This is a genomic window from Micromonospora radicis (genome assembly GCF_003583405.1).
Lineage (GTDB): Bacteria > Actinomycetota > Actinomycetes > Mycobacteriales > Micromonosporaceae > Micromonospora > Micromonospora radicis.
This window is the reverse complement of sequence record NZ_QXEC01000035.1, coordinates 35,186-44,340: the sequence shown is the minus strand read 5'-3', so window position 1 is coordinate 44,340 and position 9,155 is coordinate 35,186. Positions and strand designations below refer to the sequence as shown.

9 protein-coding genes and 1 tRNA gene are annotated in these 9,155 nt (G+C 72.4%); 3 read left to right on the top strand and 7 right to left on the bottom strand.

Features of this window, described 5'->3' with window-relative positions; genetic code table 11:
- On the bottom strand, positions 1–2,232 hold the full coding sequence (locus D2L64_RS24790) for an MMPL family transporter (protein WP_119579607.1): 2,232 nt from the start codon (positions 2,230–2,232) through the stop codon (positions 1–3).
- A gap of 35 nt (positions 2,233–2,267) precedes the next feature.
- The gene (locus D2L64_RS24785; protein ID WP_119579606.1) at positions 2,268–2,816 is read right to left on the bottom strand and encodes a TetR/AcrR family transcriptional regulator; all 549 of its coding nucleotides are present in this window, start codon (positions 2,814–2,816) and stop codon (positions 2,268–2,270) included.
- A gap of 126 nt (positions 2,817–2,942) precedes the next feature.
- Between D2L64_RS24785 and D2L64_RS24780 the strand changes: the two genes are divergently transcribed.
- The gene (locus D2L64_RS24780; protein ID WP_119579605.1) at positions 2,943–3,713 is read left to right on the top strand and encodes an isocitrate lyase/PEP mutase family protein; all 771 of its coding nucleotides are present in this window, start codon (positions 2,943–2,945) and stop codon (positions 3,711–3,713) included.
- A gap of 56 nt (positions 3,714–3,769) precedes the next feature.
- Positions 3,770–4,732, top strand: a complete 963-nt coding sequence (locus D2L64_RS24775; RefSeq protein ID WP_119579604.1) for a DNA polymerase domain-containing protein — start codon at positions 3,770–3,772, stop codon at positions 4,730–4,732.
- Positions 4,733–4,853: 121 nt separating this feature from the next.
- Here the strand turns inward: D2L64_RS24775 and D2L64_RS24770 are convergent, their stop codons facing one another.
- The gene (locus tag D2L64_RS24770; protein ID WP_119579603.1) at positions 4,854–5,447 is read right to left on the bottom strand and encodes a DoxX family membrane protein; all 594 of its coding nucleotides are present in this window, start codon (positions 5,445–5,447) and stop codon (positions 4,854–4,856) included.
- 152 nt (positions 5,448–5,599) lie between these two features.
- Between D2L64_RS24770 and D2L64_RS24765 the strand changes: the two genes are divergently transcribed.
- Complete coding sequence (locus D2L64_RS24765; RefSeq protein ID WP_119579602.1) at positions 5,600–5,998, top strand: hypothetical protein; 399 nt, start codon at positions 5,600–5,602, stop codon at positions 5,996–5,998.
- Positions 5,999–6,107: 109 nt separating this feature from the next.
- On the opposite strand, the gene D2L64_RS24760 is transcribed toward D2L64_RS24765, so the two are convergent.
- The 4 genes from D2L64_RS24760 to D2L64_RS24745 form a co-directional block, all read right to left on the bottom strand.
- Positions 6,108–6,182 (bottom strand) — tRNA-Arg (locus tag D2L64_RS24760).
- Positions 6,183–6,241: 59 nt separating this feature from the next.
- On the bottom strand, positions 6,242–6,934 hold the full coding sequence (locus D2L64_RS24755) for a winged helix-turn-helix domain-containing protein (protein WP_119579601.1): 693 nt from the start codon (positions 6,932–6,934) through the stop codon (positions 6,242–6,244).
- 746 nt (positions 6,935–7,680) lie between these two features.
- Positions 7,681–8,340 (bottom strand): DUF305 domain-containing protein, encoded by a 660-nt coding sequence (locus D2L64_RS24750; RefSeq protein ID WP_119579600.1) that lies wholly within the window; start codon positions 8,338–8,340, stop codon positions 7,681–7,683.
- 2 nt (positions 8,341–8,342) lie between these two features.
- Positions 8,343–9,149: a DUF3105 domain-containing protein gene (locus D2L64_RS24745; RefSeq protein ID WP_119579599.1), complete on the bottom strand. Its 807-nt coding sequence runs from the start codon at positions 9,147–9,149 to the stop codon at positions 8,343–8,345.
- Positions 9,150–9,155 lie beyond the last annotated feature (6 nt).

Below are 9,155 nucleotides of genomic sequence, written 5' to 3'. Positions count from 1 at the left end.
TTAGACCGGCACCTTCTCGTTGAGTCGGGCGCGCAGCTTCTCGCCCTCGATGTCGACGTTCGGCAGCAGCCGGTCCAGCCAGCCCGGCAGCCACCAGGCGGCCTTGCCGAGCAGGGACATCACCGCCGGGACGATGGTCATCCGGACCACGAAGGCGTCGATCGCCACGCCGACGGCCAGCGCGAAGCCCATCGACTTGATCACCGGGTCGTCGAGGAAGACGAAGCCGCCGAAGACCGAGGTCATGATCAGCGCGGCGGCGGTGACCACCCGGGCGCCGTGCCCCATCCCGTTGACGGTGGCCTGCTGGGCGGTGTCGCCGTGGACGAAGTCCTCCCGCATCCGGGAGACCAGGAACACCTCGTAGTCCATGGCCAGGCCGAACAGGATGCCGATCAGCAGGATCGGCAGGAAGCTGATCAGCGGGGCGGGCGTGTCCAGGCCGACCAGGTCGGCGAGGTGCCCCTGCTGGAACACCGCCACCGTGAGGCCGAACGTGGCCGCGACGGTGAGCAGGAAGCCCAGCGCCGCCTTGACCGGCACCAGCAGCGACCGGAACACCAACATCAGCAGCAGGATCGACAGCCCGACCACCAGCGCCAGGTAGACCGGCATCGCGTCGGAGAGTTTCTCCGAGATGTCGATCCCGATCGCCGTCACGCCGGTCAGCAGCACGTCGGCGCCGGGTACGTCGGCGACGGCGGTACGGATGTCGTGCACCATCGTCTCGGTGGCCGGGTCGGTCGGGCCGGTCTGCGGGATCACCCCGAGCAGCGCGGTCCGGCCGTCCGGGCTCAGCTGCGGCGGCGCCACCGCCAGCACGTTCTCCGTTCCCTGGATGAGGCCGGTCACCTGCGGGATCGCCGCGGCGGTGGCCTCGGCGTCGTCGCCGGCCACGACCACCGCGAGGCGGCCGGTGAAGCCGGGCCCGAAGCCCTCGGTGATCAGGTCGTTGGAGACCCGGGCGGGGGAGCCGACCGGGGCCGTACCGGCGTCCGGCAGCGCGAGCCGCATGTCCGGCGCGGGCAGTGCCAGCAACCCGAGACCGAGTACGCCGACCAGGATCACCGGGATCCGGAAGCGGGTGACCAGCCGGGCCCAGCGGAACCCGAAGGTCGAGCGGTCCTCACCGGCGATGGTGGCCGCCTCCGCCCCCGTGTGCTCGGTCGAGGTGCCGTCGGCGGCCCGGCTGTCGCCGTTGTCGGCCGACCGGACCGTCGAGCGCAGCCGGCGCGGCAGCACCCGGCTACCGGCGAAGCCGAGCAGGGCGGGTTGGAGGGTGATCGCCACCAGCACCGCGACGGTCACCGTGCCGGCGGCGGCCAGACCCATGACGGTGAGGAACGGGATGTTCACCACGGCCAGGCTGGCCAGCGCGATGACCACGGTCGCTCCGGCGAAGACCACCGCCGAGCCGGCGGTGCCGACCGCCCGGCCGACGGCCTCGTCGGCGGGCACCCCGTCCAGCAGGTTCTGCCGGTAACGGGAGGTGATGAAGAGCGAGTAGTCGATGCCGACGGCCAGGCCGAGCATCAGCGCCAGGATCGGCGCGGTGCTGGTCAGCTCCACCGCGCCGCTGAGCGCGAAGAGGCCGGCCATGCCGACGCCGACGCCGATCAGCGCGTTGAGCATGGTCATGCCGGCGGCTACCAGGGAGCCGAAGGTGACGATCAGGACCACCAACGCCACCGCGACACCGATCGCCTCGGTGGAGCCGACCTCGGGCTCGGTGTTGAGCACCTCGCCGCCGGGGGCGACCTGCCAGCCCTGCGTCCGCGCCTGGGCGCCGACCTCCTCGTAGGCGTCCCGCTGTTCCTCGGTCACCGCGTCCGCGCCGTCGCTGAACTGCACCTGCACCAGCGCGTACTGGCCGTCGGGGGAGACGGCGCCGACCTGGAACGGGTTCACCGCGGCGACCACACCCGGTACGGTCGTCGCCTCCTCGGTGATCGTCTGGACCACCGCCTGACCCTCGGGCGTGCCGAGTTGGCCCGGTCCGGGCGCCTTGACCGCGATGGTGCCGGTCGCACCGGCCGCCGCCGGGAACTGCTCGGCGAGCAGGTCGAGCGCGCGCTGGGACTCGGTGCCGGGCATGGTGAAGTTGCTGGCCGTCGGGCCGCGCAGGGTCGCCGCGGCCAGGCCGAGCCCGACGAGTACGACGAGCCAGATGGCGGCGACGAGTCGCCGTCGGCGCATCGAGCCCCGGCCAAGCCGGTATAGCAGGGTCGCCATGAGGTCCTTTCCCTCGGTCGTGGATGTGGGACGGGTCAGTGGACGGGTTCGAGCGCCCGCCGGAGCAGTGTCAGCAGGGCGTCGCGCAGCTCGTCGTCGGACACGTCGGCGAACTCGCCGCAGGTCTCGGCGATGCCGGCGAGCATCACGAACGCGGTGATCCGGGCCGCGGCCCGGGCGGACCGGGCGGCGAGGGCGTCGAGCAGCCGTTCGGAGATCTGTTGGACGTGCGCGAAGTCGGGCTGTTGCAGCAGCGCCGGGAACTCCCCGCGGAGCAGGGCGATCTCGCCACGGAAGCGGATCGCGAGAGCCACGAAGCCCTCGGCGGCGACCCGCTGGGCCGACTCCGGGTCCGACTCGGCGGCGATCCGCCGGTCGAGCGCGCGCAGCACCTCGATCGCCGGGGCCATCAGCTCGGTGAGGATGGCCTCCTTGTTGGCGAAGTGGTAGAGCACCGCGGCCTTGGAGCAGCCCACCTCGCTGGCGATGTCCTGCAACGAGGTGCCCCGGTAGCCGGTGACGCCGAAGCGTCGGGCCGCGGCGGCCAGGATCTCGTCATGCTTCTGCGGGGTGGTGCGGGCCATGGCCTACAGCATGCCTGACCGATCGGTCAGAGGCTGACCGTTCGGTCAGATCAGTGGCGTTCGCCACAACCACCGGCTGCGGATTGGCTCTCCGGACCACCCCGAGCGCCACCGAGAATCGGCTCCATGACCAGCACTCCGGCGGACCACGCGATCGCGCTGCGTACCCTGCACCGACCCGGCGACCCGCTGGTGCTGCCGAACGCCTGGGACGCCGGCTCGGCCCGCGCGGTGGTCGCGGCCGGCTTCGCCGCGGTCGCCACCGGCAGCGCCGCGGTCGCCGAGTCCCTCGGGTACGCCGACGGCGAGGACACCCCGGTGGAGGAGATGTTCGCCGCCGTGGCCCGGATCAGCCGAGCGGTGGACGTACCGGTCACCGCCGACCTGGAACGGGGCTACCGGCTGCCCCCGGCCGAGCTGGTGCGGCGGCTGCTCGACGCCGGAGCGGTCGGGCTGAACCTGGAGGACTCCGCGCCGGGCGTCGGCACCCTGGTGTCCCCGCAGGCGCAGGTCGAGCTGCTGGCCGGGGTCCGGGCGGCGGCCGACGCGGCCGGCGTGCCGATCGTCGTCAACGCCCGGGTGGACGTCTTCCTACGGGCCGGCGGCGACCCGGCCGGGCGGCTCGACGCGGCGATCGAACGTGCCCGGGCCTACCTGGCCGCCGGCGCGGACTGCGTCTACCCGATCATGCTCGCCGACCCCGCCGAGCTGCGTACCTTCGTCGCGGCGGTGGACGCCCCGGTGAACGTACTGGCCCACCCGGCCGCCCCCACGCCGCCCGAGTTGGCGGCGCTCGGCGTGGCCCGGGTCAGCTACGGCCCCGGCCTGTACGCGGCGACCCAGGCCCACACCGCCCGGCTGCTCGCCACCGTGGCCGCGGGCCGCCAACTCGCCTGAGCGCCGCACCCCGTGTTCCGGTTGACCGCCGGGCCCCGGGCGGGGATGGTGGTCGGATGGGCGGGGCCGAGGAGACCAGGGACGGGGTGGCGCTGACCAACCTGGACCAGCCGCTGTTCGACGGGTCCGGTGCGACAAAGCGCGACCTGGTCGACTACCTCGACGCGGTGGCCGACCGGCTGGTACCGCAGCTGCGCGGTCGACCGCTGTCGGTGGTCCGGGTGCGTCCCGGTCAGCCGCCGTTCATGCAGAAGAACCTGCCCCGCTACACCCCGGACTGGATACGTCGGGAGACGGTCTGGGCCGAGGCATCCCGGCGGGAGATCGCGTACGGGCTCTGCGACGACCGGCGTACCCTGCTCTGGTTCGCCAACCAGCGCGCGGTGGAGTATCACCCCACCCTGGCCACGGTGGACGACCTGAGCCGCCCCACCCACCTGGTGCTGGATCTCGACCCGCCGGAGGGCGACGGCTTCGTCGCCGGGGTGGCCGCGGCGCTGCTGGTTCGGCAGGCGCTGGCCGACGTCGGCCTGACCAGTGCGGTGAAGACCAGCGGCGCCAAGGGGGTGCACGTCTTCGTCCCGGTCGCCCCCGGTCCGGACGCCGAGCAGTTGGCCGCCGCCACCCGCGCCCTCGCCGCCCGGGCGGAACGCCTGGACCCGGCCCTGGCGACCACCGCCTTCATCCGGGATGACCGGGGCGGCCGGGTCTTCATCGACCCGACCCGCAGCGGGGGCGCGACAGTCGTCTCCGTCTACAGTCCACGGCTGCGTCCGGACGTACCGGTCTCCTTCCCGGTGCCCTGGCCCGACCTGGCGTCGGTGGCCCCGGCCGACTTCACCATCCGCACCGCGCCGGGCCTGCTGGCCGAGCGGGATCCGTGGGTGCGGCTGATGCCGCCGCCGCAGGCTCTCCCCGCCGACCTCGTCGAGGAGGGGCGGGCCATCCCGGTGCCCCGGGTGCAGGCCATGCACGAGGGCCGCCGCCGGGCCCGCGCCCGCCGCGCCGCCACCGGGTGAGTACGCGTGACGACGCGACCGGCGTCTCGTCGACGGGCGTCGACCGTGGCGGCCGACGGCGCGGCACGCACACGACGGTGCGCCGGACCGTGGCGGTCCGGCGCACGTTGATCGCGCGGGGTCAGATCATCCAGCGGTGTCGCTGCACGAAGGGCAGCCGGGCCCAGAGCCGCCCCAGCCCCCAGGTGTGTCCGGCGTACGCGGCGGCCAGGACCACCAGCACCACGGCGTAGATCAGGTGGTAGTCGACCAGCGGGTTGGTCGAGCCGGTCGGGTCGCCGGCGGCGGTGAACCGGGCCAACGGGAACTCGGCCAGCCACATCAGCGCCATCATCAGCGTGCCCGAGGCGGCGGCGAGGCGCAGCCCGACCCCGGCGACGAGGGCGAGACCGATCGCGGCCAGGCCGACCATGAACAGGACGTTCGCCCACCAGGTGCCGGCGATCGTGTGCGCGATCGACTGGAGCGGTCCGACCTCGACGTTGGCCAGGAACCCCTTGGTCGGGGAGCCGCCGTTGATCCAGGCCCGCTCGGCGGGGGTGGCGTACCCGAGGCCGAAGGTCTTGTCGAGGAAGGCCCACAGGAAGACGAGCCCGGTGGCGACCCGCAGCACGGCCAGTGCCCGGGCGGCGGTGGTGGTCAACATCGAGCCGGGCAGTTCGGCGTGTTCGAGGGGCCGCTCGATCGAGCGGTGGGTGTTGTGCTGGATGGTCATCGTCGCCTCCGGTCTTCGCTTTCTTCCCCACCACTGTCACCCTTGGCAGGGTCCGGGCGCGCGGGCCGGAACACCTCAGGTCACCGGGACCAAGGTCCCGTCCTGGACGGGTACCTTCGCGGATGAGCCGTAGCGGCGCGACGGGGGAGAGCATGGGGACGAAGCTTGTCAAGCTCGGGCCGATCCTCGGGCTGATGTTGGCCGTGACGGGTGCGGCCGGCTGCGGCGGCGGTGAGCCCGCCGACGTCGACGTACAACTCTGGGTGAACGTCTGTGTGGAGGGCGACGCCGGCTGCTTCTTCCTCGGGATCCCGGAGGCGGAAGTGTCGTTGGTGGACCTCGGTGGGCAGGTCCACGCGTCGGGTAGGTCGGACGCCACCGGAAAGGTGCTGCTGCCGCGCAACGACGCCGCGGGCGAGGTACGCGTCGTCGTGGTCTCGCCGCTGATCGAGGGTGGACGCAAGGAGTCACCGCTGATGCTGCCGACCGAGGGCAGGGCGAACATCACGATCGCGGCCCAGCGCGGAAGTTTCTCCCCGGCCGGCACCTGAGCTGGTGGTCGGTGAGCCCGGTACCCGCTGCGGGCTACCGAGGCCCGGAGACGATCAAGGCCGCTGACCGGGGTTACCGGGTCGGCGGCCTCATCGTGGTGGTCTGCTCTGGTGCCCCCGGCAGGATTCGAACCTGCGCCCCCGCCTCCGGAGGGCGGTGCTCTATCCCCTGAGCTACGGGGGCTCAGCGACGGGAGAAGACTAGCAAACCCCGTAGCCGATCGCCGAATCGGTATCGGCGAGTCAGGCGGCCTGCGCGCGTCCGCAACTCGGCAGCGGGTGCGGCACGATCCGCCGGGGCAGCCGGCGCGGCCACTCGTTGCGGGCCCAGGAGCCGTCGACGATGAGGTGGACGGTGCGCTGCTCGGCGCCGCTGAGCCGCAGGACGAAGTCCCGGGGCAGCGCCGGGTCGACCGACGGCGTGGTGATCATGAACCGGACCCGGCCGCGCGAGGAGACGGCGGAGACCACGTCGGCGGCCGGCATGGTGCCGCGCAGGCGGACCCGGCCGAGCCAGTAGACCTCGGCGAGGTGCTCCTGGGCGGCCCGGGTGATCGCCGGGTATTCGCTGCGTACCCACCGCTCGACCGCGCCCACGCAGAGCCCGCAGGCCCGCTCCCGGGGCTCGCGCGGGCCCAACCCCCAGGCTCGCAGGTACGCCCCGACCGTGCCGGTCTCCAGGGTCAACCCGAAGTGTTGCTGGATCAGGCCCTGCAGACTCTGCCGGGTCCACAGCTCCTCGTCCAGGCCGAACGCGTCAGGGTGGACGCCCCGGAGGGTGTCGATCAGTTCCAGCTCCTGTTCGCGGCTGAGCGCTCCCGGCTCGCCCTGCCGCTGTCCGCGACGGACGGCTGCCACCGTCCCGTCACCGCCGATGGTGTGGCGCCGGCACCAGCTGGTGACGGAACGCCGTGCGTCTCTGAGTGCAACCCCCACGTCCAGGACAACGAGTGCACTTCTCTCTAAGTAACCCCTAGAGGGAAAATCGGTCTTATACGTGCAAGGGGTGATGGAGTGGCCGATCCCGGTCGGCGTACCGGGTGGGCGTTGGGCTGCTGCCTCCACCCGTTGCGGCTCACCCGAGAGCTGGGCAGGTTGCACGACGAGCCTGCGGACGATCCCGGCGGGCCGTTCGACCACGTGAACCTCGACCTGATCCACGGCGCGCCGTTCCCCTCGGCGCGGGAACGCCGACCAGGAGCCCGACCGGGAGGACGTGAACCTCGACCTGATCTATGGCACGCCGTTCCCTGTCCGGATTGCGGACAAAACACGCATGACTGGCCGAGTTCATGGCTCCAGCACCCCATGATCGTGCTCGATCAGGGATCGAGTGGTCTCGCTGCGCCCGGTTGGCCACTCGATCCCTGATCGAGCACGATCTTCCACGTCCGGGGTCCGGGTGCGGGTGGGTGCGGCTGGCGGTGGCGGGGCTTGCTCGGGGACCGGTGTCGGTCGCGTCGATCCCGGTCGGCCTGCCGCAGGCGCCCGCGGGGCGTCGTCGGCGGCCCGGACACGATGGCGCCGTCCCGCTCTGGGGTGAGCGAGGCGTCGTCGGCGGACCGGACACGATGGCGCCGTCAGCTCTGGGCGAGCGTGGCGTCGTCGGCGGCCCGGACAACGACGGCGCCGTCCCGCTCTGGGGTGAGCGGGACGGCGCCGGTCGAGTGGTGGACGCGGCCTCAGCCGGCGCCCTGCTGCAGCTTGCGCAGCTCGTTGATCTCCTTCTGCTGGGCCTGCTTCATCGCCTGGGCCAGCCGGACCACCTCGGGACGGTCGGAGGCCTTGAGTACCCCGTCGGCCATGTGCACGCCGCCGATGTGGTGCTTGATCATCAACTCGATGAAGAGGCGGTCGACCTCGACGCCCTGCGCCTCGTGCAGGCGGGTGATCTCCTCGCGGGTGGCCATGCCGGGCATCAGCCCGTTCTCGTCCACCCCGACCCCGTCGGGCATCCAGGACATCGCCGGCCGGGAACCGGTCGGCAGCAACTCCCACTCCTGTAGCCAGCGCTGCATGTGACCGATCTGGGCCTGTTGGGTCAGGGCGATGTCGTACCCGAGCTGCCGGATCGCCGGATCCTGCCCCTTGGCGTACGCGACCATGGCCATCTCCACGGCCTGGGCGTGGTGCCGGGACATGTCCCGAGCGAAGCCGGCCTCGGCCGACTCCTCACCCGGGGTGCGTCCGGTGGCCAGCGTCGCGGCCGTCCAGCCGACGCCGAGCAGCAGCAGCGCCGTCACGGCCAGCGTCAGGTAACGCAGGGTCCGGGACGTCGGCCGGGGCTCGGCCGGCTGCGTCGTCTGCTCGTCGACCGTCGTCTCCTGCACCGCGCTGGGCATCGTCAGCCGCCCATCGAGGGCTGCATCTCGCGCGGCTCGGTGCCGGTGCCGGTGGTGTAGTTGCCCGACGAGCAGGGCACGCCCGGCTCCATCGAGGCGTTCTGCGCCAGGACGGTGGCGAACTCCTTGATCCGCGGGTCGCCCGCGTCGTCGACCTTGAGCTGGTAGCCCCAGGCCTGGATCGAGACGGCGGCGTCGAGGCCCTCGTACGGGCTCATGAACATGAAGTCGTTGCCGCGGATGACCTCGGACAGCTTCGCCACGTCGGCCTCGGGCAGGTCGGGGCGGTAGGTGAGCCAGACCGCGCCGTGTTCCAGGCTGTGCAGGGCGTGCTCGCTGGCGATCGGCGCGTCGTAGACGTCACCGAGGCAGCGCTGCCAGGTGTTGTTGTGCGGGCCGCCGACCGGCGGGCTCTGCGCGTACTCGATCTTGCCGGAGCGGTGCTCCTGGTTGCTGACGCTCTCCGGGTCGGTCTCCCGGAAGTTGACGATGCCGTCGATCTTCGAGGCCTTGTCCTGCCATGACTGGCCACCCTGAACGGTCGCCCAGGCGCCGAACCCGATGATCGAGGTGGCGAGCACGCCGACGGCGACGAAGAGCGCGATCGGCCCCCACGAGCGGCCCTGGCTGACCTTGACCGGTGCGATCGGCTTGCGTGGCCCCTTGCCGCCTCCGCCAGCACGTTTGGGAGTCGCCGGCTTGTCCGTAGCGGCCTTGGCGTCGGCGGCCGGCCGACCCGCCGCCGGCTTCTTGCCGGTGCTGACCACGGTCGGACGGCGCTGCGGGCCGCCCGGGGTGCTGATGCTCATCGGTCC